Genomic DNA, 20,060 nt, shown 5'->3' with positions numbered 1-20,060 from the left:
GGTCCGAACGAAGCGATTTCTGCGGAGGACACGCCGGCAGGGCATCCCGGCCTTGAAGAAACCAGAATGGTATTGTGAGAAGCGGACTGGATCGCCAATTGCATGGGCGACTTCCAAGTCCCAAAAAGCAAGTCCCAAAAAGCAAGTCCCGAAAAGCAAGTCTCGAAAGACAAGCGAACCGCCAAGCAAAAAGGCCAGTCCCTCCATGCGGAAATCCCTGCTGTTCCCACTGGGCGCGCTCACCGGAGCGTGTCTGACCCTTCTGGTAGCCAGCCCGCACGGCGGTGTCTGGGCGGCACGGGCGGCGGCGAGCGCGGACGACGCCTATTCCCAGCTCAACCTGTTCGGCACGGTGTTCGAGCGCGTCAAGGCGAGCTATGTCGAAAAGCCCGACAATGCCAAGCTGATCGAAGGCGCGATCACCGGCATGGTGACCTCGCTCGATCCGCACTCGCGCTACATGAACGCGAAGGCCTGGACCGAAATGCAGGAGACCACGTCCGGCGAGTTCGGCGGCCTCGGCATCGAGGTCACGATGGAAGACGGTCTCGTCAAGGTCGTCTCGCCGATCGACGACACGCCCGCCTCGAAGGCCGGCCTGATGTCCGGCGACCTCATCAGCAAGATCGACGGCGAGGCCGTGCAGGGCATGACGCTCGAGCAGGCCGTCAACAAGATGAAGGGTCCGGTCGACACCCAGACCAAGCTCACCATCGTGCGCAAGGGCGCCGACGCCCCGCTCGACGTCGCGCTCAAGCGCGAGATCATTCACGTGCGTCCCGTGCGCTTCCATGTCGAAGGCGGCGACATCGGCTATGTCCGCATCACCTCGTTCAACGAGCAGACCACCGACGGCCTGAAGAAGGCGATCGCCTCGATCACCAAGGACGTCCCGCAGGAGAAGCTCGCCGGCTACGTGGTCGACCTGCGCAACAATCCGGGCGGATTGCTCGACCAGGCGGTGTCGGTGTCGAGCGCCTTCCTGCAACGCGGCGAGGTCGTCTCGACCCGCGGCCGCAATCCGGAAGAGACCCAGCGCTTCACCGCCCATGGCGGCGATCTCACCAAGGGCAAGCCGCTGGTGGTGCTGGTCAATGGCGGCTCGGCCTCGGCCTCGGAAATCGTCGCCGGCGCCCTGCATGACCACAAGCGCGCGACCATCATCGGCACACGCTCTTTCGGCAAGGGCTCGGTGCAGACCATCATTCCGCTTGGATCCGGCAACGGCGCGCTGGCGCTGACCACGGCGCGCTACTACACGCCGTCGGGCCGCTCGATCCAGGCCCAGGGCATCGCGCCTGACATCGAGATCCTGCAGGACGTGCCGCCCGAGCTGAAGGGCCGGATGGACACCATGGCGGAGTCCCAGATGCGCGGGCATCTGTCGGCCGCCGACGGCACCGAGCAGACCGGATCGCAATCCTACGTCCCGCCGAAGCAAGAGGACGACAAGGCCCTCCACGCCGCCTTCGACTTCCTGCACGGCGTCAGCGCCAACGCGGTTGCGGCCAAGCCCGCGCCGAAGGCTGCGGTGCCGAACTAGGTCTTGCTGGTTCGAGACATCGATTGTCGCCCGGAAGTGCATCGCCGCTTCCGGGCGATTTCGTTTGGGGACCTCAGCGGGGATCCGTAGCCGGCACTAACCGGCCTCGCGTCGCCGGCTCTCGCTGCCGCCGCGCTGCGCCAGGCGGCTGCGATGCAGCGCGAACAGCTCCATCACCTTGTCGGCGGGCTTGGCGGCGCTGAACAGATAGCCCTGCATCTCCGAGCAACCGAGCGCGCGCAGCAGGCGCTGCTGCTCCTCGGTCTCGACGCCCTCGGCTGTCGTGGTCATGCGGCGCGCGGCCGCCAGATTGACGACGGCCTGGACGATGCTGGCGGAGCCGTCGGGACCGGCGATGTCGTCGACGAAACAGCGGTCGATCTTGATCTTGTCGAACGGGAAGCGGTGCAGATAGCTCAGCGACGAGTAGCCGGTGCCGAAATCGTCGAGCGCGATGCGAACGCCGATGGCCCGGAGCTGGTGAAGGATCGTAAGCGCAGCATCATCGTCGCGGATCAGCACCGCCTCGGTGATCTCGAGCTCCAGCCGGCTCGCCGGCAGGTTCGACGCGGCGAGCGCAGCCATGATCTTCAGCGCCAGCGTGCCGCTCTTGAACTGCACCGGCGAGACGTTGACGGCGAGGCGAATGTCGTCGGGCCATCCAGCGGCATCGCGGCAGGCGGTCGCCAGCACCCATTCGCCGATCTCGTTGATCAGGCCGGTATCCTCGGCGATCGGGATGAACTCCGCCGGCGAGACCATGCCGCGCACCGGATGACGCCACCGCACCAGCGCCTCACAGCCGGTGATGCGATCATCCTTCAGGCTGAGGCAGGGCTGGTAATAGACCTCGAGGCCGCCTTCGCGACCTCCTTGGGCGATGGCGTGGCGCAGGTCGCTCTCGAGCTGCCGGCGCTCGCGCACCTTGGCATCCATCTCCGGCTCGAAGAAGCGATAGGTGCGGCGTCCGGCCGACTTGGCGGCGTACATCGCCATGTCCGCGTTCTTGAGGATCTGGTCGAGCACCGTGCCGTGTTCGGGTGCGAGCGCGATGCCGATGCTGGCATCGGTGGTGAGATGATGGCCCATGCAGTCGAAGGGGGCACGGATGGCCTCGAACACCCGCGCGACGAGGTCGTCGACCTGGTCGCGCGACGTCACCGCGCTCTGGACGATGGCGAATTCGTCGCCGCCGAGGCGTGCGACGAAATCTGCCGGGCCCGCACAGCGCCGCAGGCTCGCGGCCACCGATTTCAGCAGCTCGTCGCCGACGAGGTGGCCGAGCGCGTCGTTGACGCCCTTGAACTCGTCGATGTCGATGTAATGCACCGCGATCTCTTCGCCCTTGCCGACAGCGGCCAGCTCTGAGCGCAGATGTTCGTGGAACATGGTGCGGTTCGGCAGATCGGTCAGCGCGTCGTAGTGGGCGAGGTGGGTGATGCGTTCCTCGATGCGGCGGCGCTCGGTGATATCCTCATGGGTCGCGACCCAGCCGCCATCCGCGAGCGGCTCGTTGAGAATGTGGATCGAGCGGCCGTCAGAGGTGTCGACCACCATGGAATTGCGGACATGAATGTCCCGCAGCACGAGCCCGACGTAAGCGTCGACGTCGCCCGTGAACGAACCGGTCGCCTTGCGATGGGCGATGATGTCGTGGAAACTGCAGCCGGGCTTCACGACCTCGGCGGACAATCCGTACATCTCGATGTAGCGCTGGTTGCAGACCACCATCCGCCGCTCGGCGTCGAACAGCAACAGGCCCTGCGTCATGTTGTTGACGGCGCGGTCGAGCCGCTGCTTCTCCAGCGTCAGCCGTTCGCGTGACGCGCGGTGCTGCTCCAAGAGCTTGCGCACGACCGCGATCAGCACGCCCGCGATGGCCAGCGCCGAGGCGCCGGCGACCGAGATCAGCATGCCGATCTGTTCGCGCCAGTCGGTCAGGGCCGCCGCACGCGTCGTGGTGGCCATCATCAGGATCGGGAAATGGGGCAGGGCGCGCGAGGAGATCAACCGGTCCTCGCCGTCGACCGGGCTGACGAAGCGGCCGGCGAAATGATCGAGGCCGAAGACCCTCTGCTGCTCGAACGAACCGGTCTTGAAATTCCGCCCCATCAATTCGCTGGAATGGGGGTAGCGGGCGAGCAGCGTGCCGTCGCGATGCAGCATCGAGATCGTCGCGCCTTCGCCGAGCGCGACGGTGGCGAAGAATTTTTCGAAGTTGGCGGGTTCGATCCCGCGTCCGACCACGCCGAGGAATTCGCCGTTCGGGGCGACGAGCTTCCGGGCCACCAGGATGGTCCATGCGCCGGAGATCCGGCTGTGCAGCGGTTCGATCAGGACATCCGGCGCGTTGGGGTCGTATTTGAACGTGCGGAAGTAGGCGCGGTCGGCCATGTTGGTCTTGGGCACCGGCCATGCCGTCGATGAATTGATCAGATTGCCTTCGGCATCGATGATGTTGACGCCGCCGATATAGGGCAGCGCCTCGATCTTCGATCGCAGCATCTGGTGGACGCTCTGATCGGAAAGGCGTTTGCGGAAGTCCTCGACGCTGGTGATGCCGATGGCACGCACGTGATCGACGAAGTCTCGCTGGATGACCGCGAAGTCCTGCAATTGCTGATCGAAGTGATGGGCGAGCATCAGCACGGTGTTCTCCAGCTCGCGGCTGGAGTTGCGCAGCGCTCGTTCGCGGAAATTCTGCGCCATCAGGACGGAGCCGATGGCGATGGCCGCGATCAGCAGCGTGCCGCCCACCACCAGCCAGCGGATCGGTCCGCTGCGCACGAAGGCCTGGTCAAAGAGGCGACTGCCGAATTTCGTCATCATACTGGATCATTGCCTGCGCACGTCAGGGTCAATTCTTGGCCCCGAAAGCATCCGTTGGTTTACGGAAACGGTATGGAGGCGAAGTTAGGAAGCGCGGTTAATGCGATGTGAACGGCCGAGCACAAATGCAATCGATGCGCGCGATTCAAATCGTGCATGAGGAGACATGCAAAATTTGCCGCAAGCGCCGGCGTTGCCGGTCAATTCCTGCCGGTCGTGCCGCGATCAAGGAAGGCTTAACCATCTAAGGTGTTGGCGAGCCTTGCGCGGGCATTGGCACGTGATTTGCGAACACGTTGCCGGGACACCGAGAGGACAAACGATGAAGAAGACTTTGAAGAACTTTCTCGCCGACGAGCGTGGTGCGACGGCGATCGAATACGGCCTGATCGCCGCCGGAATTGCGCTTGCCATCATCACCGTCATCAACGGCCTGGGCACGAGGCTCAACACGAAATTCACATCGATCAGCTCGGCGCTGAAGTAGCGCCGGTCAGACGCGGTAATGGCCGGACTTGCCGCCGAGCTTCTCGACCAGATGAATGCCCTCGATGCGCACGCCGCGCTCGACCGCCTTGATCATGTCGTAGATGGTGAGGCAGGCCACCGACACCGCAGTGAGGGCCTCCATCTCGACGCCGGTAGGTCCCGTCACCTTCACGCTGGCGCGGACGCGGCAGCCCGGCAGCTTTGCATCGGGCTCGATGTCGACAATGACCTTCGACAGCGCGAGCGGATGACAGAGCGGAATCAGCTCCGAGGTCCGCTTCGCCGCCATGATGCCGGCGATGCGGGCCGTGCCGAGCACGTCGCCCTTCTTGGCGTTGCCGGAGACGATGAGGTCGAGCGTTGCCTTGGTCATGACGACGCGGCCTTCCGCGACCGCAAGCCGCTCGGTGGCCGGCTTGTCCGAGACGTCGACCATGCGCGCCTCGCCGGAGGCGCCGATATGGGTGAGGGCGGGGCCGGCCTTCCTGGCCGCCTTCGCCTTGGCAGGCTTGCGTGCCATCAGCGCGTGCCCGTCGCGCGTGCCGCATTCTCGCGCGCGAGCAGCGTCCGCGTGGCGGCGGTAACGTCGGCCTGCCGCATCAGGCTCTCGCCGACCAGGAAGGTCGACATGCCGACGCGCTCGAGCCGGGCGAGATCGGCGGGCGTGAAGATGCCGCTCTCGCCGACCATCAGACGCTCCCGCGGGATCAACGGCGCCAGCGTTTCGCTGGTCGCGAGCGTGGTCTCGAAGGTGCGCAGATTGCGGTTGTTGACCCCGATCATCGGCGAGCGGAGCTTGAGCGCCCGGTCGAGCTCGGCGCGGTCGTGGATCTCGATCAGTACGTCCATGCCGTAGGCGATCGCGGCATCTTCGAGATCCCGGGCGGTAGCATCGTCGAGCGCGGCCATGATGATCAGGATGCAGTCGGCACCGTGCGCGCGGGCTTCCGCCACCTGATAGGTGTCGAACATGAAATCCTTGCGCAGCACCGGAAGCGACGTCGCCGCGCGTGCCGCGACCATGAAATCGAGATGGCCCTGGAACGAGGGCGTGTCGGTCAGCACCGACAGACACGCGGCGCCGCCGGCCTCATAGGCCTTCGCAAGCTGAGGCGGGTCGAAATCGGCGCGGATCAGCCCCTTCGACGGCGAGGCTTTCTTCACCTCGGCGATCAGTGCGTAGTCGCCATCGGCGTGCTTGGCCCTGATCGCCCGCACGAAGCCGCGCGGGGCGGCTTGCGCCCTGGCCCTCGCCTCGATCGCCGACAGCGGCTGCGCGCGCTTGGCGGCGGCGATCTCCTCGCGCTTGTAGGTTTCGATCTTGGTCAGGATATCCGACATGGAGCGCTCAGCCGTTCGAGACCGCGATCAGGTGCTTCAGCCGCGCACTGGCCGCACCGCTGCCGATCGACTTCGTGCCGATCGCGACGCCCTCCTTGAGGTCCTTGGCGCGGCCGGCCACGACCAGCGCGGCGGCGGCGTTCATCAGGGCGACGTCGCGGTAGGGGCTCGGCTTGCCGTCGAGCACGCTTTGCAGCGCGATCGCATTGGCGTCGGCGTCACCGCCCTTGAGGGCGCCGGCTTCGCAGCGGGGCAGGCCGGCGTCCTCCGGCGTGACCTCGAAATTCCGGATATCTCCATTGTGGAGCGCCGAGACGAAGGTCGGGCCGGTGAGGGTGATCTCGTCGAGGCCGTCGGAGCCGTGCACCACCCAGGCGGACTGGGAGCCGAGATTCTTCAGCACCTGCGCCAGCGGCTGCACCCATTGCCGGGAGAACACGCCGACCATCTGCCGCTTCACGCCGGCCGGGTTGGAGAGGGGACCGAGCAGGTTGAAGATCGTGCGCGTGGCAAGCTCGACCCGGGTCGGGCCGACGTTCTTCATGGCGGGATGGTGGGCGGGGGCGAACATGAAGCCGATGCCGCATTCACGGACGCAGCGGCCGACTTGATCGGGCCGGAGGTCGATCTTCACCCCGAGCGATGCCAGCACGTCGGCGGCGCCCGAGCGCGACGACAGCGCGCGGTTGCCGTGCTTGGCCACCGGCACGCCGGCGCCCGAGACGATGAACGAGGCGCAGGTCGAGACATTGACCGAGCCGGAGCCGTCGCCGCCGGTGCCGACGATGTCGACGGCGTCCGCGGGCGCATCGACCGTGAGCATCTTGGAGCGCATCGCCGCAACCGCGCCGGTGATCTCGTCCACGGTCTCGCCGCGCACACGCAGCGCCATCAGCAGGCCGCCCATCTGCGAGGGCGTGGCCTCGCCACTCATCATGGCGTCGAAGGCGGAAGCGGCTTCGTCACGCGACAGGCTGGCGCCGGTCGCCACTTTTCCAATGATCGATTTCAGGTCGTCCATCGCGTGCTTTCAACTCACTGGTTCGCGCCGGTCACCTGCGCGAAGGCGGCCTGATTAATGGTGGTCCCGATGTCGGTTTCAAGCCTGTTGACGTAGGAAGCAACCTGCTCCTCGGTCTGGGCACGGTCGAGGCTCTCCTTCAGCTTCTTGACCGCGTCGGAGGCGGCATCGACCACGGGGTCGACGATGTCGGTGACGCGGAAGACGATCACCTCGGTGCCGCCGGTGACCGGCGTCTGGCCGACACCGTCCTTGGCGGCGCGGAAGGTCGCCGACACGACCGCTGCGGGCACGCTGGCCGGCGTGTCGTCGCGCTTGAAGCCGTTTGCGGTCTCGACCTTGGCGCCGATCGCTGCGGCTTCGTCGGCGAGCTTGCCGCCCGCTTCGAGCTTCTGCACCATCTCGGTGGCCTTGGTCTTGAGCCTGGCCGCGATCTGGTCCTGGCGCCAGCGCGCCTCGACCTGGTCGCGGACCTCGTCGAGATTGCGGTCGCGCGAGGGCGTGATGGCGAGCACGTCGTACCAGACATAGCCGCCCTTGTACGAGATCGAGTCGTTGTCGACGCCGACATCGGTGTTGAAGGCCTGCGACACCACGTCGAGGCCCTGCGGAATGTTGGCGACCGGCTGGCCGTTCGGGGCGCGGCCGGAGCGGTCGACGGCGTCGATGGTCACGGCGGTGAGGCCGAGCTTCTGTGCCGCGTCGATCACGCTGGCGCCGCCGCCGCGCTCGTCTTCCATCTTGTCGCGAAGGTCGTTGACCTTGACGCGCGCACGCTCGGTGGCGAGCTCGCGCTTGATGTCGCCGGCAAGCTTCGCATAGTCGGCCGCGGCGCCCGGCTCGATCTTGTCGACCTTGACGATGGACGTGCCGAGCGCGCCCTGGATCGGCTGGCTGATCTCGCCGGCGGGAAGCGCGAAGGCGGCTTCGCCGACCGCAGCATCCAGCGCGGACTTGGTGACGAGGCCGAGATCGACATCGGAGGCACTAAGCCCACGCTCCTTGCCGAGGTCCTCGAACGACATGCCGCCGACGAGCCGCTCCCGGGCGGCCTGCGCTTCAGCGGCGTTGGGGAAGACGATCTGCTGGATCTGGCGCTTCTCCGGCGTGCCGAGCCGGTCCTTGCGCTGCTCGAACACCTTCCTGGCGTCCTCGTCCGAGACTTCAGTCCATTTTCCGATTTCTTCCGGCGAGACCACCACGAAGGAGATCTTGCGATATTCAGGCGCGCGGAACTGGACCTTGTGATCCTCGAAATAGGCCGCGAGCGCTTCGGGCGAGGGCGCGTCGATCTGCCCTGCCTGGGCGGCATCGAGCCTGACGAATTCAATGGTGCGCTGCTCGTTCTGGAAGCGCGTCAGCACGTCGAGCATGGTTTTCGGCGGCTCGAGGCCGGCGCCGATCGTGCCGGTGATCTGCCGTCGCAGCGACACCTTGCGCTGCTCGGCGACGTAGCGCTGCTCGGTATAGCCGAAATTGCGGATCATGGCCTGGAAGCGGTTCGCATCGAAATTGCCGCCGACGCCCTTGAAGTTGGGGTCGCTCATGATGACCTGGCGGATCTGGTCGTCGGACTGGCCGAGCCCGAGCCGGCGCGCCTCCTCGTCGAGGGCGGCTTCCGCGATGGTCTGCTGCAGCACCTGGCGGTCGAGGCCGAAGGCACGCGCCTGGTCGGGCGTGAGGGGGCGGCCGAACTGGCGGCTGATCTGCTGCAGGCGGTCGGTGTAGATCTGGCGGAACTCGTTCAGCGAAATCTCGGTGCTGCCGATCTTGGCCACCGTGGACTGCCCGAAGCCCTTGAAGATGTCGGCGATTCCCCAAATGCCGAAACTGATGATCAGCACGCCCATCACGATCGCCATAATGGTCTTGCCGACCCAGTTTGATGAGGCCTTGCGCATTCCTCGAAGCATTTGGTCCAACTTGTTTTGGTCAGGAGGGGAACGGGAGCGCGTCCTAATGCAGATTCCGCAAAAGCGCGTCACCAAATTGATCAATCATCATAAAGTGGCGGCTTTCCCCCCGCAACCTCGGGTCAGGCGACCACTGGAAGCTGCGGTTAAAGGCCTCTCCTCTCTGGAACTGCCACGGCAGCTCTGCTAGCGCATGCGCAAACCTCATTTTGCTGGACATTGACATGACCGATGCCATCCGCCCCCTGATCGCCGGCAATTGGAAGATGAACGGGCTGAAGGGCTCGACTGCCGAATTCGACGCCATGCTCAGCGGCGCGGCAGATGTCGCCGCCAAGGCCGATCTGCTGGTCTGCCCGCCGGCGACCCTGATCGCGGCCTTTGCCGACAAGGCGCGCGGCAAGAAGGTCGCGGTGGGCGCCCAGGATTGCCATCCCAAGGCCTCCGGCGCCCATACCGGCGATATCGCCGCGGAAATGCTGGTGGACGCGGGCGCGAGCGCCATCATTGTCGGTCATTCCGAGCGCCGCGCCGACCACGGCGAGGGCGATGCCCTGATCCGCCAGAAGGCCGAAGCCGCCTGGCGTGCCGGGGCGACGGCGATCGTCTGCATCGGCGAGACACAAGCCCAGCGCGACGCCGGCCAGACCCTCGACATCCTGCGTGGGCAGCTTGCCGGCTCGCTGCCTGATGGCTCGACCGCCGCCAACCTGATCGTGGCCTATGAGCCGGTCTGGGCGATCGGCACCGGCCTGACCCCGACCGCCCAGGATGTCGAGCAGATTCATGGGTTTATCCGGGAATTCCTGACCTCCAGGTTCAAGGCCGATGGTGGCCGGATGCGGATCCTCTATGGCGGCTCGGTCAAGCCCTCGAACGCGACCGAGCTGATGGCCGTCAAGAACGTCAACGGTGCCCTGGTCGGCGGCGCCAGCCTGAAAGCGGCCGATTTCCTTGCGATCGCGAAGGGGTGTCCCTAGCTAACCCAAAGCTTTGGTTCGGGGCCGATCGGGGGTGGCAATGCCACCTCCGATCGTGTAACACCGCGCAACTTCAGGAAAACCCGCGAAGCGCGATCGGCCGCCGTCAGGCGCCGTCCGCTTGTGACGGAAGGGCACCATGCAGACCGTTGTCATCGTCATCCACCTCATGATCGTCGCCGTGATGATCGGCGCCGTCCTGCTCCAGAAGTCGGAAGGCGGCGGCCTCGGCATGGGCGGCGGTGCGGGCTTCATGTCCAGCCGCGGCACCGCGAATCTGCTGACGCGGACCACCGCAATCCTGGCTGCGGGCTTCTTCCTCACCAGCATGTTCCTGTCCTGGCACGCCGGCTACAGCCGCGCGCCGTCGTCGATCATCGGCACGCCGGCGTCGCAGGGCCAGCCGGCCGGCGGATCGCCGGTCGCGCCGCCGACCTCGGGCGGCATCCTGGATTCGCTGAAGAAGGCCGACGAGCAGCAGCAGGCGCCGGCCCCGACCGGCCCGCAGGTGCCGCGCTCGCAATAAAGCAGGGGCGCCATGCAGGGCGGCTGCTACCGTCCTGCATCAAGAATCCCCATCAAGGCACTGTCACCACTCTTCGTTTTGGCTCACCCACAGGCCCGCAAAATCTTTGGGGCGGAATACGAATCGCTTTGGCGAATCGAATTCGAGGGATTAGAGGTTAAGTCCCATGGCGCGGTACATATTCATCACCGGCGGCGTGGTTTCTTCGCTCGGCAAGGGTCTGGCTTCAGCGGCACTCGGTGCGCTGTTGCAAGCCCGGGGCTACAAGGTCCGTCTCCGCAAGCTCGACCCCTATCTCAATCTCGATCCCGGAACGATGTCGCCGTATCAGCACGGCGAAGTGTTCGTGACCGATGACGGCGCGGAGACCGATCTCGATCTCGGTCACTACGAGCGCTTCACGGGCCGGCCTGCGACCAAGCAGGACAACATCACAACGGGGCGCATCTACCAGGACATCATCTCCAAGGAGCGCCGCGGCGATTATCTCGGCGCGACCATCCAGGTGGTTCCGCACGTCACGAACGCCATCAAGGAGTTCGTGCTGTCAGGTAATGACGATTACGATTTCGTGCTGGTCGAGATCGGCGGCACCGTCGGCGACATCGAGGGCCTGCCGTTCTTCGAGGCGATCCGTCAGCTCAAGAACGAGCTGCCGCGCGATCACGCCATCTACATCCACCTCACGCTGCTGCCCTACATCCCGAGCGCCGGCGAATTGAAGACGAAGCCGACGCAGCATTCGGTGAAGGAGCTGCGTTCGATCGGCATCCAGCCGGACATCCTGCTCTGCCGCACCGATCGCGAGATCCCGAAGGAAGAGCGGCGCAAGCTCGGCCTGTTCTGTAACGTGCGCGAGAGCGCCGTGATCGAGGCGCGCGACGCCGACAGCATCTATGCCGTGCCCGAGGCGTACCACAATGCGGGCCTCGACGACGAAGTGCTCGCCGCCTTCGGCATCGAATCGCGCATCCCGCCGGTGCTCAAGAGCTGGCACCAGATCAACGAGCGCATCCGCAACCCCGAGGGCAACGTCACCATCGCCATCGTCGGCAAGTACACCGGCATGAAGGATGCGTATAAGTCGCTGATCGAGGCACTCTCGCATGGCGGCATCGCCAACAAGGTGAAGGTCAATCTCGACTGGATCGAGAGCGAGATCTTCGAGAAGGAAGATCCCGCGCCGTTCCTCGAGCACGTCAACGGCATCCTGGTGCCCGGCGGATTCGGCCAGCGCGGTGCGGAGGGCAAGATCAAGGCGGCGCAGTTCGCGCGCGAACGCGACGTGCCGTATTTCGGCATCTGCTTCGGCATGCAGATGGCGGTGATCGAGGCTGCGCGAAACCTCGTCGGCATCGAGGACGCCAACTCCACCGAGTTCGGTCCCACCAAGGAGCCCCTGGTCGGCCTGATGACGGAATGGCTGCGCGGCAACGAGCTCGAGAAGCGCTCGCAGGCCGGCGATCTCGGCGGCACGATGCGCCTCGGCGCATACCCGGCGGCGCTGACGCGCGGAAGCCGCGTCTCGGAGGTCTATGGCGGTGCGACCGAGATTTCGGAGCGTCACCGCCATCGCTACGAGGTCAACACCGCCTACAAGGACCGCCTCGAGCAGCACGGCCTGAAATTCTCCGGCCTGTCGCCCGATGGCGTGCTGCCTGAAATCGTCGAGTACGAGGATCACCCCTGGTTCATCGGCGTCCAGTTCCACCCCGAGCTGAAGTCACGGCCGTTCGAGCCGCATCCGCTGTTTGCTTCGTTCATCGAGGCGGCGGCGAAGCAGAGCCGGTTGGTGTAACCGGCTCAAGGCGCAAGCCTTCTTACATTCTGAGTAGACTTGTTACATTCCAAGTAGACTTGCTCGCGAGTGTCGTTTCGGGGCCTTTCTTCCGCTTATTTTGATTGACTACCGATGATTGTGAGCTAGCCTCATGTTCTTTTAGATTGTGCATGGGGTCGAAGATGAGCACGATCAGAATAGTTGGCGAGGCGATGGTCTGGACAGGCAAGGTGCTGCAGACCGACATTGCGACAGTTGTCGCGGATTATGCGAAAGAGCTACTCAAGAAGCAGGCCGAAGAGACCACGCGGTCTTGGATCGAACGGCTTGTGCGAAGCAAAGAAGCGAGTGGAGCGCGGCAAATAGGTCGAGAATTTGCCGCTGTATATCAGCGGCAGAACTTCAATGCAGTAATGGCATTTCAAGTTCAGCAATTTGACAAGAACGTCTTAGTTCCGCTCGTTGAATGGATCGAAGAATACAAGGCGATTTCCGACGATCGCTTCTACGCGCTTCCTAAATTCATTGTGCGGGATCAATTTGAGAGCATTTTACGAAAGACTCTCAGAAGTGCCGAGGGGCTTCCCCAGGTCTTCGACGATGTATTTGGAAGAGAGCAGGAAGAACCAGAGAAGCATCAGACGGAGGAATTAAGGACGGAGAAAATCTCGAAATTCATCGAGTTTGCGTCGGATGAGGCGGCCACGGCCGCAATCAAGGAATTTGACAGAATTTGTGAGCCGTCCAAACGATTCATGAGGCCACTGAAAATCAAATCAGTGAGGGGCGATGTGTTTTTTTGGGGGCAGAACCCATCCATGGAATGGAAAGAAGGCAAGGTTAGAGGGCACTATTACTTCGACAAGAGGAGGGAGTTTCCTGCAGGTTCGAGCCTTGCAGACGTCAAAAATCTCCAAGTGAAGCTTGAGGCGAGCCTGTTTCAAGCGGGAACTCTCGGCTTAGCATCCGAGTTAGAGAATGCTATTGGTTCAGCTCAAATTCCGTCTTCGGTTCGGAATCACCTAAGCGTAAAAATTTGATAGCTTTGGATTCAGGCATCTCTTCTCTCTCGCGAGCCGCCCACCAATTGATGTATTTGGCGATCATGCTGGGGCGCGGCCATAGAGCTTCGCGGCGGATCCTTTCTCGTACATCTGCAAGTAGATTGTGCTCGGAGCGCGACGTGCGCCCTCTTGCGGGCACGGTAGGATAAGGTGCCGAGCGCTGGCATGACGGGCGATACCGCACCGGACGATCTCCTGGCGGTTGCAGGAATGAAGACGCGGTTCGTTGGATCGGCTCCGCGCTTCCCGATTCAACCGAGAAGGTTTTTGCATCGCGGACCGTGGTCGCCTTCTGCAATCTTTATCTCAGGTCCGATCTCCTGCCTTGGCCGAAGCGGTAGATCAAGAAGCCATGCGCGAAACGCCACGGGGGCGGCCGGCGAGCGCTCAAGACAGCGCTTTTGGCAGCCATTATAACCGCCGGACCTGTTTTGGGAGAAAACAACAATGATCTACGAAATGCGCGTTTATCGTTGCGTGCCCGGCCGGCTGCCGGCGCTGTTGAAGCGGTTCGAGACCGCCACGCTGAAGATCTGGGAGAAGCACGGCATCAAGCAGGCCGGGTTCTTCACCACGATGATCGGTGAATCCAACCAGGAGCTGACCTATTTCCTGGCCTGGGATTCGCTCGCCGATCGCGAGAAGAAGTGGGGCGCGTTCATGACCGATCCGGACTGGATGAAGGCGCGCGCCGAGAGCGAAGCCGACGGCCAGATCGTCGGCAATATCGTCAGCCAGCTGCTGACGCCGACCGCGTTCTCCGCGGTCAAGTAACCACCGTCCTGCAAGTGCAAGGGGCGCGCCGGGAACCCCGGCGCAACCCTGATATTCTGACAACCCGGGCCGAATAGGGTTGATCCGACCCTCGTGGCGGCTATGGTCGCGCCGAAACGAGGGAAATTGTCTTGAGCTCTTCGCATTCAGCGGCGCCGGTCGTCACCATCGGAAAGGTCAAGTTCGGCAACGATCTGCCGATCTCGATCATTGCCGGACCCTGCCAGCTCGAAAGCCGCCAGCATGCGCTGGAGGTCGCCTCCGCGCTGAAGGAGATCGCGGCGCGGCTGAACATCGGGCTCGTCTACAAAACCTCGTTCGACAAGGCCAACCGCACCAGCGCGTCGGCGGCGCGCGGGCTGGGGCTTGCGCAGTCGCTGCCGATCTTCGCCGAGATCCGCGCCTCGCTCGGCCTGCCCGTCCTGACCGACGTGCACGATGCCGCGCAGTGCGCCGAGGTGGCGCAGGCCGTGGACGTCTTGCAGATTCCCGCCTTTCTGTGCCGTCAGACCGATCTGCTGCTGGCGGCGGCTGCGACCGGCAAGGTCGTCAACGTCAAGAAGGGACAATTCCTCGCGCCGTGGGACATGACCAATGTCGTCACGAAGATCACCAGCGCGAACAATCGCAACGTGCTCGTCACCGAGCGCGGCGTGTCGTTCGGCTACAACACGCTGGTCTCCGACATGCGCGCACTGCCGATCATGGCGCGCACCACCGGTGCACCCGTGATCTTCGATGCCACCCATTCGGTGCAGCAGCCGGGCGGGAAGGGGGCCTCGTCGGGTGGCGAGCGCGAATTCGTGCCGGTGCTCGCACGCGCGGCCGTGGCGGTCGGCGTTGCCGGCGTCTTCATCGAGACCCATCCCGATCCCGATCGGGCCCCTTCCGACGGACCCAACATGGTGCCGCTGCGCGAGTTCGAGGGGCTGATCGCCAGGCTGATGGCGTTCGACGTGCTGGCGAAGAACCCGCGCTGATGCCGAACAGCGAGGCGCGGCCGCACGATCACGGCCTGCCGACAGCACTCTACGTCATCTCAGGCGCAAGCTTCGCAGCGGCTTTGTCGGCGCGCGCGCTCGACCCGGTGCTGCCGCACGTCGCCGAGGATTTCGGCGTCAGCATCGCGACTGCCGCCGGCTTTGCCGCGGTGTTCGCCTTCACCTTCTCGATCATCCAGCCGATCGTCGGCGCCGCCGCCGACCTGTTCGGCAAGACGCGGCTGATGATCGGCTGCCTCGCGCTGCTCGGCCTTGCCAACATCCTGGGCGCATTTTCGTCCTCGTTCTCGGTCCTGTTTGCGACCCGCATTCTCGCCGGCATCGGCTCGGGCGGCGTGTTTCCGGTAGCGCTCAGCCTGACCAGCGATCTCGTCGGCCCCGAGAAACGCCAGGTCGCGATCAGCCGCACGCTTGCCGGCGCCATGACGGGCAATCTGCTCGGTGCCTCGGCTTCGGGTCTGATCGGCGACTTCCTCGGCTGGCGCGGCGTGCTCGCGGTGCTCGGCGGGCTCGTGATCGTGGCCTCGATCGCGGTCGCCGCCGGCTTTCACGGCGCCAAGGTCCAGCATCCGCCGAAGACCAGCCTCTCGGCGCTCAAGGCCGGCTACCGCACCATCTTCACCAACCCCAATGCCTATGTCTGCTACTCTGCGGTGTTCATCGAAGGCTGCTGCGTGCTCGGCCTGTTTCCCTACATCGCCTCGTTCCTGTTCGAGCAGGGGCAGACCTCGCTCTCGATCGCCGGCCTCGTCATCGCGGGCTTTGCGGTCGGCGGCCTGTTCTACACGCTGACGGTGTCGCGACTGCTGCCGTGGCTCGGCGTCAAGGGCATGATGATCGCGGGCATGACCCTGGTTGCTTCGCAACTCATTGCCGTTGCGTTCGGTCCACGCTGGGAAGTGCAGGCACTCAACCTCATCGTGATGGGCTGGGGCTTCTACATCGCCCATGGCTGTCTGCAGGTCTTTGCCAGCGAGCTCTCGGTCGAGGCGCGCGCCACCGCGTTGTCGCTGCATTCGTTCTTCTTCTTCATGGGCCAGACGGTGGGACCGCTCGCCTACGGCTTCGGGCTCCAGCATGCCGGCAAGATGCCGACCCTGTTCGCGAGCGCCGGGATCATGGTGGTGCTTGGCTTCGCCTGCGCCCGGTTGCTCAAGCAGCGGGCTCCGGCCGACGCGCGCTGACACACGCGCGAGGAAACTGCACGATCGATCGCTTGATCTCGCCGGCTCTTCAAAAGGCTTCGCCGGGATAGACCCCCCACAGTCTGGACTGCCTGACGTAACCTGAGAATGCCTGAGCGCGCACGTAACACCACGTGCCGGCGCACGTCTTCACCCCCACCAGAACGCGCGGCTCGACGATTGCATTGACCGGCGCATTCGGCCGGGATTGTTTCAGAAGCCGCACCGGCTTGGCCGCCGACCAGGGAGCCGACCAAGGCAGTCCTCCGACCGGACAGCAATGCCGCCAAAATCCAACCTTCTTCGCCGTCGGCGTCGCGAATGCGTCGCCAATTGCCGAACTCGGCGAGGATCTCGACGGGGAGATGGCGTCGAACGAATGTCCATCGCAGCGGGTAGTCGACGCCCGGCCCGGTGCGGACATTGGCAGGCTTGCTCTTGACCGAGACGAAGCGGGGTATCGGAAGGCCGCTCCGATCGCCGAACTCGGCGCCGGACGCCGAGCCGAGCAGAGCTCCGAGCGAGATCGACGCGAGAATTGCTTCGGCTGCCATGAGGTTGCGTCGGGGTCGTTGCCACATGGAGTGTCTTGATCGTGCTGGATCGTTCACGTGCCGGTCCTTGTACCTGTGATGACGCGAGGCTTTCGAGTGTTGAATGGACTCTTGGCGTGACCTCCCGGACGTCGCAACGAGAACGCACCGCCTGCGCGGAAAGACTCGATACACTGCGAGCGGATGAAACGGGATCGAGCTTGGTACGGTAGAGGACAAACGACGCGCCAAATCGAACGAGTCGTGGCTTGTAGTTAACCATCATCGCCGACGCGCCAAGCTTTTGCCGTCGTTCGACATTGGAATCGAGCACTCCCGGCTCCTCACTCTCCAAGCGGATATTCATGCAGCTGATGCGTTGCCCTGGCCTCCTCCGCACCTCGTCCTTGGCGGGAATTGCTCTGCTCGTTGCCGGTTCGGCAGTTGTCGGCACTCCCAAATCGCAAGCCGCTCCTTCCGATGCGATCGGCGAACTTCTGTCGTCGACGGCAACGACGGCGAGTTCCGGGGGCGTTGGCGCAACGTCGCGCGGTCGTCCTGCGACGTCGAAGTCTGCTTCTCGTCCGAAGGCAGATGCGCCGGCTTCTGCAGGTCTCGCCAGCTTGAAGGAGACGATCCGCCTTGCCCGTCAGGGCAGGGTGAAGCTGGCTCTGGAACGCAGCGAGCGAATTGGCGATCGTGCAGGCCGAGACCTGGCGGTGTGGGTCATCCTGCGTTCCAATGACGATGCGATCGGCTTTAAGCGTTATGCCTCATTCGTGCGTACCAATCCGTCCTGGCCTGGCCACGATGTTTTCCGAAGACGGGCGGAGGCCAGGCTCTGGTTCGAGCAACACGACGCCGGAACAGTTCTGGCCTTCTTCTCCCAGCGGGAACCCTTGGGGCCTCTGGGCAAGCTTGCACTTGCGCGAGCGTTGGCGGAGCGGGGCAATCAAGCCGCAGCCCGCAAATACGTCCGATCAGCCTGGCACGAAGGCAGTCTCTCCGCAGCGTCCGAGGCGCAGGTGCTCGCGCGGTTCGGACACTTCCTTGGCGCCGCCGATCACAGGGCCCGTATGGATTCGCGTCTTTACGCCGACGACATCAGCGGGGCTATGCGTGCGGCAAACCGCCTCGCCCCAGCCGACCGCGCGATCGTGAATGCGCGCGCAGCCGTCATCGGCAACGCCAAGTCCAGCGGCGCGCTGCTCGATGCCGCGTCCGCGGCTGCGGGCGCCGACTCCGCCCTGCTGTTCACCAGGATCCAATGGCTTCGCCGCAACGACCGCATTGCCGAAGCTGCACGATTGCTGCTTTCGGCCGACCGTCGCATATCCGTTGCCGATCATGCCGACGCATGGTGGAGTGAGCGCCGCGTTCTGGTGCGCCGACTGCTCGACGCCGGCAGGGCGCAGACCGCCTATCAAATCGCCCGCGATGCCGCTCCTCCTTCCAGGGAGAGTTTCCGCATCGATCATTCGTTTACAGCGGGCTGGATCGCATTGCGCTTCTTGAACGATCCGGATCTGGCCGCACGGCACTTTGCGCGCATTCCGGCGATCACGACGCATCCGACGTCGCTGGCGCGCGCGGCGTATTGGCTCGGACGCGCAGCAGAAGCGGGTGGGCACGGCAAGAAGGCGCGCGACTACTATGCCGCCGCATCGAAGCGGGGTGCCGCATATTATGGTCAGCTGGCCGGCGCCAGATTGGGTCGTCGCGAAGTTTCGCTGTCACAATCGCCGAGTCCTGGTGCGAGAGAACGCGCAAGGTTGTCCAGGAACGATCTCGTTCGCGCGGTTGAATTGCTCTATGCGACCGGTAACAGCGATTTGGTGATTCCGTTCGTCGCGGATGTCGGACGTACTGCCGATGTCGGCTTGCTGACGCTGGTGGCCGAAACCGTCGCCAAAAGGCGGGATGCGCCCGCCACGCTCGCGATCGGCAAGAGCGCGCTGGCGCGTGGCTTCGCGCTCGAGCGCTATGCGTTTCCGGATTTCGGCCTGCCCAGTCATGCTTCCGTCGGTCCGAAGGCAGCTGCAAGTCTCGTTTACGCGGTGGCGCGGGCGGAAAGTGCGTTCGACAGGCGCGCGCGATCTGCGGCAAACGCCTCGGGGTTGATGCAGGTCACGCCTGCGGCGGGCCGCACCATCGCCCGCCGGTTGGGTATTGCGTTCGATCCCGGGCGGCTGCACGCCGATCCCGCCTACAATGTGCAACTTGGTTCGGCCGAGCTCGCCGATCTTCTCAAGACATATGATGGCAACCACGTCCTCGCTTTGGTCGGCTACAATGCCGGGCGCGGGCGCGTCAAACGATGGATCGCGCGCTACGGCGATCCTCGCGATCCCAGTGTCGATGTGGTCGACTGGGTCGAGCGTATTCCTTTCACGGAGACGCGCATCTATGTACAGCGCGTGATGGAGAACCTTCAGGCCTATCGCTCGCGTTTCGGCGAGCGCGCGCCTCCCGGTCTCGAAGTGGACATGCGGGGGACCCGAAGGTGAGCGTGTGAATGGTCAGGCCATTCGCGCGGCGGCGTCTAGCCCCGTCCACGATACGGCGCGACGCCTTGCTCCGGCACCCACAGGCCCTTCGGCACGCGGCCGGTCTGCCAGAACACGTCGATCGGGATGCCGCCGCGCGGATACCAGTAGCCGCCGATGCGCAGCCATTTCGGTTTGATCTCGGATGCGATGCGCTTGCCGATCATGACGGTGCAGTCCTCGTGGAAGGCGCCGTGATTGCGGAAGCTCGCGATGTAGAGTTTCAGCGATTTCGACTCCAGCAGCCACGCACCCGGCGCGTAGTCGATCATCAGATGGGCGAAATCCGGCTGGCCCGTGACCGGGCAGAGCGAGGTGAATTCCGGCACGGTGAAACGCACCAGATAGTCGGTGCCCTTTTGCGGATTGGGCACGCGGTCGAGCTGGGCCTTTTCGGGCGCATCCGGCCATTCCACGGCGTGGCCGAGCTGCAGGGCAGCCGGATCCAGGCTTGAGTTCTTCGATTTGCTGGGTTTTTTCGACATGAGGCCGCCTCCGAGCGGCCCTCTTAGCCAATCATCCGGCGGCCGTCACCC

General features: G+C 64.3%; 17 protein-coding genes and 1 pseudogene. 10 read left to right on the top strand and 8 right to left on the bottom strand.

The features are described from left to right. The first annotated feature begins 205 nt into the window (after nucleotides 1–205). A complete protein-coding gene (locus Q0743_RS07340) occupies nucleotides 206–1,543 on the top strand; it encodes a S41 family peptidase (protein ID WP_298240902.1) in 1,338 nt (445 codons plus the stop codon). 96 nt (nucleotides 1,544–1,639) lie between these two features. On the opposite strand, the gene Q0743_RS07335 is transcribed toward Q0743_RS07340, so the two are convergent. Beyond that, entirely contained in the window at nucleotides 1,640–4,372 is a 2,733-nt protein-coding gene (locus Q0743_RS07335; protein WP_298240901.1) for an EAL domain-containing protein, read from the bottom strand. 322 nt (nucleotides 4,373–4,694) lie between these two features. Between Q0743_RS07335 and Q0743_RS07330 the strand changes: the two genes are divergently transcribed. Further along, the gene (locus Q0743_RS07330; protein WP_298240900.1) at nucleotides 4,695–4,859 is read left to right on the top strand and encodes a Flp family type IVb pilin; all 165 of its coding nucleotides are present in this window, start codon (nucleotides 4,695–4,697) and stop codon (nucleotides 4,857–4,859) included. Between the two features lie 6 nt (nucleotides 4,860–4,865). On the opposite strand, the gene moaC is transcribed toward Q0743_RS07330, so the two are convergent. The 4 genes from moaC to Q0743_RS07310 are packed head-to-tail and all read right to left on the bottom strand — an operon-like array spanning nucleotide 4,866 to nucleotide 9,136. Then, the gene (gene moaC, locus Q0743_RS07325; RefSeq protein ID WP_298240899.1) at nucleotides 4,866–5,381 is read right to left on the bottom strand and encodes a cyclic pyranopterin monophosphate synthase MoaC; all 516 of its coding nucleotides are present in this window, start codon (nucleotides 5,379–5,381) and stop codon (nucleotides 4,866–4,868) included. Further along, entirely contained in the window at nucleotides 5,381–6,202 is an 822-nt protein-coding gene (gene trpC / locus Q0743_RS07320; RefSeq protein WP_298240898.1) for an indole-3-glycerol phosphate synthase TrpC, read from the bottom strand. Before trpC ends, moaC begins: the two co-directional genes overlap by 1 nt. 7 nt (nucleotides 6,203–6,209) lie before the next feature. Continuing rightward, nucleotides 6,210–7,223 (bottom strand): anthranilate phosphoribosyltransferase, encoded by a 1,014-nt coding sequence (trpD, locus tag Q0743_RS07315; protein ID WP_298240897.1) that lies wholly within the window; start codon nucleotides 7,221–7,223, stop codon nucleotides 6,210–6,212. Between the two features lie 14 nt (nucleotides 7,224–7,237). Then, a complete protein-coding gene (locus Q0743_RS07310) occupies nucleotides 7,238–9,136 on the bottom strand; it encodes a peptidylprolyl isomerase (protein WP_298240896.1) in 1,899 nt (632 codons plus the stop codon). A gap of 224 nt (nucleotides 9,137–9,360) precedes the next feature. Here Q0743_RS07310 and tpiA point away from each other — a divergent pair, with 224 nt between their 5' ends. The 7 genes from tpiA to Q0743_RS07275 all read left to right on the top strand — a co-directional run bounded on the left by tpiA (nucleotide 9,361) and on the right by Q0743_RS07275 (nucleotide 16,445). Beyond that, on the top strand, nucleotides 9,361–10,116 hold the full coding sequence (gene tpiA, locus Q0743_RS07305; protein WP_298240895.1) for a triose-phosphate isomerase: 756 nt from the start codon (nucleotides 9,361–9,363) through the stop codon (nucleotides 10,114–10,116). A gap of 139 nt (nucleotides 10,117–10,255) precedes the next feature. Continuing rightward, nucleotides 10,256–10,642, top strand: a complete 387-nt coding sequence (gene secG / locus Q0743_RS07300) for a preprotein translocase subunit SecG (protein WP_100179774.1) — start codon at nucleotides 10,256–10,258, stop codon at nucleotides 10,640–10,642. Nucleotides 10,643–10,808: 166 nt separating this feature from the next. Further along, the gene (locus Q0743_RS07295) at nucleotides 10,809–12,440 is read left to right on the top strand and encodes a CTP synthase (protein ID WP_298240894.1); all 1,632 of its coding nucleotides are present in this window, start codon (nucleotides 10,809–10,811) and stop codon (nucleotides 12,438–12,440) included. 164 nt (nucleotides 12,441–12,604) lie between these two features. After that, nucleotides 12,605–13,462, top strand: coding sequence for a hypothetical protein (locus tag Q0743_RS07290; protein ID WP_298240893.1), 858 nt, complete (start codon nucleotides 12,605–12,607; stop codon nucleotides 13,460–13,462). 471 nt (nucleotides 13,463–13,933) lie between these two features. Further along, entirely contained in the window at nucleotides 13,934–14,260 is a 327-nt protein-coding gene (locus Q0743_RS07285) for an NIPSNAP family protein (RefSeq protein ID WP_298240892.1), read from the top strand. Between the two features lie 131 nt (nucleotides 14,261–14,391). Next, the gene (kdsA, locus tag Q0743_RS07280) at nucleotides 14,392–15,240 is read left to right on the top strand and encodes a 3-deoxy-8-phosphooctulonate synthase (RefSeq protein ID WP_298240891.1); all 849 of its coding nucleotides are present in this window, start codon (nucleotides 14,392–14,394) and stop codon (nucleotides 15,238–15,240) included. Then, entirely contained in the window at nucleotides 15,240–16,445 is a 1,206-nt protein-coding gene (locus tag Q0743_RS07275) for an MFS transporter (protein ID WP_298240890.1), read from the top strand. The genes kdsA and Q0743_RS07275 overlap by 1 nt, the downstream gene beginning before the upstream one ends. Nucleotides 16,446–16,494: 49 nt before the next feature. On the opposite strand, the gene Q0743_RS07270 is transcribed toward Q0743_RS07275, so the two are convergent. Next, nucleotides 16,495–16,869, bottom strand: coding sequence for an SH3 domain-containing protein (locus Q0743_RS07270; RefSeq protein ID WP_298240889.1), 375 nt, complete (start codon nucleotides 16,867–16,869; stop codon nucleotides 16,495–16,497). After that, a pseudogene (locus tag Q0743_RS07265) lies at nucleotides 16,775–16,999 on the bottom strand (SH3 domain-containing protein); the annotation flags it as partial. The gene Q0743_RS07270 and the pseudogene Q0743_RS07265, both read right to left, overlap by 95 nt. Before the next feature lie 344 nt (nucleotides 17,000–17,343). Between Q0743_RS07265 and Q0743_RS07260 the strand changes: the two are divergent. Beyond that, the gene (locus tag Q0743_RS07260; RefSeq protein ID WP_298240888.1) at nucleotides 17,344–19,485 is read left to right on the top strand and encodes a lytic transglycosylase domain-containing protein; all 2,142 of its coding nucleotides are present in this window, start codon (nucleotides 17,344–17,346) and stop codon (nucleotides 19,483–19,485) included. 35 nt (nucleotides 19,486–19,520) lie between these two features. Here Q0743_RS07260 and queF read toward each other — a convergent pair whose 3' ends face one another. Beyond that, nucleotides 19,521–20,009: a preQ(1) synthase gene (gene queF, locus Q0743_RS07255; RefSeq protein ID WP_298240887.1), complete on the bottom strand. Its 489-nt coding sequence runs from the start codon at nucleotides 20,007–20,009 to the stop codon at nucleotides 19,521–19,523. Nucleotides 20,010–20,060: the final 51 nt, after the last annotated feature.

The organism is uncultured Bradyrhizobium sp., assembly GCF_936943645.1.
Classification (GTDB): Bacteria; Pseudomonadota; Alphaproteobacteria; order Rhizobiales; family Xanthobacteraceae; genus Bradyrhizobium.
Note: the sequence above shows the minus strand (reverse complement) of the source record. Positions and strands in the feature narration are given on the sequence as shown.

Coding starts and splice junctions, on each gene's coding strand:
- moaC (WP_298240899.1), bottom strand. CDS start 5,381: ATGGCACGCAAGCCTGCCAAGGCGAAGGCGGCCAGGAAGGCCGGCCCC.
- Q0743_RS07260 (WP_298240888.1), top strand. CDS start 17,344: ATGCAGCTGATGCGTTGCCCTGGCCTCCTCCGCACCTCGTCCTTGGCG.
- secG (WP_100179774.1), top strand. CDS start 10,256: ATGCAGACCGTTGTCATCGTCATCCACCTCATGATCGTCGCCGTGATG.
- Q0743_RS07285 (WP_298240892.1), top strand. CDS start 13,934: ATGATCTACGAAATGCGCGTTTATCGTTGCGTGCCCGGCCGGCTGCCG.
- Q0743_RS07290 (WP_298240893.1), top strand. CDS start 12,605: ATGAGCACGATCAGAATAGTTGGCGAGGCGATGGTCTGGACAGGCAAG.
- trpC (WP_298240898.1), bottom strand. CDS start 6,202: ATGTCGGATATCCTGACCAAGATCGAAACCTACAAGCGCGAGGAGATC.
- tpiA (WP_298240895.1), top strand. CDS start 9,361: ATGACCGATGCCATCCGCCCCCTGATCGCCGGCAATTGGAAGATGAAC.
- Q0743_RS07330 (WP_298240900.1), top strand. CDS start 4,695: ATGAAGAAGACTTTGAAGAACTTTCTCGCCGACGAGCGTGGTGCGACG.
- Q0743_RS07295 (WP_298240894.1), top strand. CDS start 10,809: ATGGCGCGGTACATATTCATCACCGGCGGCGTGGTTTCTTCGCTCGGC.
- trpD (WP_298240897.1), bottom strand. CDS start 7,223: ATGGACGACCTGAAATCGATCATTGGAAAAGTGGCGACCGGCGCCAGC.
- queF (WP_298240887.1), bottom strand. CDS start 20,009: ATGTCGAAAAAACCCAGCAAATCGAAGAACTCAAGCCTGGATCCGGCT.
- Q0743_RS07340 (WP_298240902.1), top strand. CDS start 206: ATGCGGAAATCCCTGCTGTTCCCACTGGGCGCGCTCACCGGAGCGTGT.
- Q0743_RS07275 (WP_298240890.1), top strand. CDS start 15,240: ATGCCGAACAGCGAGGCGCGGCCGCACGATCACGGCCTGCCGACAGCA.
- Q0743_RS07270 (WP_298240889.1), bottom strand. CDS start 16,869: ATGTCCGCACCGGGCCGGGCGTCGACTACCCGCTGCGATGGACATTCG.
- Q0743_RS07310 (WP_298240896.1), bottom strand. CDS start 9,136: ATGCTTCGAGGAATGCGCAAGGCCTCATCAAACTGGGTCGGCAAGACC.
- Q0743_RS07335 (WP_298240901.1), bottom strand. CDS start 4,372: ATGATGACGAAATTCGGCAGTCGCCTCTTTGACCAGGCCTTCGTGCGC.